The organism is Galactobacter valiniphilus (assembly GCF_003575975.1).
In the GTDB taxonomy this organism is placed as follows: domain Bacteria; phylum Actinomycetota; class Actinomycetes; order Actinomycetales; family Micrococcaceae; genus Galactobacter; species Galactobacter valiniphilus.
Genome location: NZ_QQXK01000067.1, coordinates 1 through 1,313, shown reverse-complemented (window position 1 = coordinate 1,313; position 1,313 = coordinate 1). Strand labels below are relative to the sequence as shown.

The following is a 1,313-nucleotide window of genomic DNA, read 5'->3' as shown; positions in this document are numbered from 1 at the left end:
TTGACGGTGTAGCCGGGGTGCGCGCGGCGATGGCTGGATAGGGGTCGAGGTCCCCCGAGGATGGAAGTTCCTACACTCGCCATCCGGAAGACCTCGACGTGCTCCACGCTACCTTCGCCGCGCCTGATCTGACCACGTTCTGCCGTCTCGACGAGCTCGGCCTGGGGGCCGTCGGGCAGCTCCTGGAGCCGGACCGGGCGGTGATCGAGTGCCGTGTTCTCGAGTCGGACCCGTGGTGCCGCAAGTGCGGTGCCGAGGGCGTCCTGCGGGACACGGTTACCCGCCGGCTGGCGCATGAGCCATTCGGGCACCGGCCCACGACGTTGCTGGTCCGGGTGCGCCGCTACCAGTGCGATCACTGCCGACGCACCTGGCGGCAGGACATGTCGAAGGTCGCGGCGCCGCGCGCGAAGATCTCCCGCGGCGGACTCACCTGGGCATTGACGGGGATCGTCGTGGACCACCTCACCGTCTCCCGCGTCGCTGCCGGTCTCGGGGTGTCCTGGCATACCGCGAACACCGCGATCCTCGCGGAGGGCAAGCGGCGTCTGATCGACGACCCCGCCCGGTTCGACGGCGTCACCACGATCGGTGTCGACGAGCACGTCTGGCGTCACACCCGCTTCGGCGACAAGTACGTCACCGTCATCATCGACCTCACCCCCGCCCGGAACAAGACCGGCCCGGCACGGCTGCTGGACATGGTGGAGGGCCGTTCGAAGGCGGTGTTCAAGCAGTGGCTCGCGGGCCGCCCGAAGGAATGGAGCAAGCAGATCGAGGTGGTCGCGATGGACGGGTTCACCGGGTTTAAGACCGCCGCCGCGGAGGAACTGCCCGACGCGGTCCCGGTGATGGATCCCTTCCACGTGGTCCGCCTCGCCGGTGACGGCCTGGACCGGTGCCGGCAACGCGTCCAGCAGGACACCCTCGGGCACCGTGGCCGCTCCGGCGACCCGCTCTACCGGGCGCGGCGGACCCTGCACACCGGCGCCAGCCTGCTCACCGACAAACAGAAGGCCCGCCTCGAGGCCGTGTTCGCGGTCGAGGAGCACGTCGAAGTGGTAGCGACCTGGGGCATCTACCAGCGCATCGTCGCCGCCTACCGCGAACCCGACAAGAAGCAAGGCAAGCAGATGATGCAAGCAGTCATCGACGCCGTCACGAGCGACGTTCCCGCCGCGCTGGTCGAGATCCGCCGCCTCGGCCGCACCCTGAAGCAGCGCGCCGCCGACGTCCTCGCGTTCTTCGACCGGTCCGGCACCAGCAACGGCCCCACGGAGGCCATCAACGGCCGCCTCGAACACCTCCGCGGC

At 69.6% G+C, this 1,313-nt stretch carries 1 protein-coding gene; it reads left to right on the top strand.

Going from position 1 to position 1,313, the window contains the following annotated elements:
• Positions 1-98: 98 nt before the first annotated feature.
• Positions 99-1,313: ISL3 family transposase (locus DWB68_RS15710; RefSeq protein WP_119426049.1), on the top strand; the 1,215-nt coding region annotated here is incomplete at its 3' end.